Raw genomic sequence first — 473 nt, forward strand, 5'->3', positions numbered from 1 at the left:
GCCTTGCTCGACCGCCTGCGCGACGACCTGCCCCCCGGCGTCAGCGTGCAGATCGCCAACGACAACTCGGTCTTCATCGACCGCTCCATCCAGGCGGTCTACACCACCATCCTGGAAGCGGTGGTGCTGGTGTCGCTGGTCATCTTCGTGTTCCTGCGCAGCCTGCGTGCGTCCATCATCCCGCTGGTCACGATTCCCGTCAGCCTGATCGGCGCCTTCGCGCTCATGGCGCTGTTCGGCTTCTCCATCAATACCCTCACGCTGCTGGCGCTGGTGCTGGCCATCGGCCTGGTGGTGGATGACGCCATCGTGGTGCTGGAAAACATCTACCGCCACATCGAGGACGGCATGGCGCCGTTCGCCGCCGCCATCCGCGGGGCCAAGGAAATTGGCTTTGCGGTGGTCGCCATGACGCTGACCCTGGCCGCGGTGTACGCGCCGCTGGCCTTCACGCCCGGGCGCACCGGGCGCCT

General features: G+C 66.8%; 1 protein-coding gene. It reads left to right on the top strand.

The genetic code is table 11. From position 1 onward, the window contains the following. Positions 1–473 (top strand): efflux RND transporter permease subunit (locus HA630_RS01525; RefSeq protein WP_166832160.1); only part of this gene is annotated, 473 nt, incomplete at both ends.

Source organism: Aquabacterium sp. A08 (assembly GCF_011742065.1).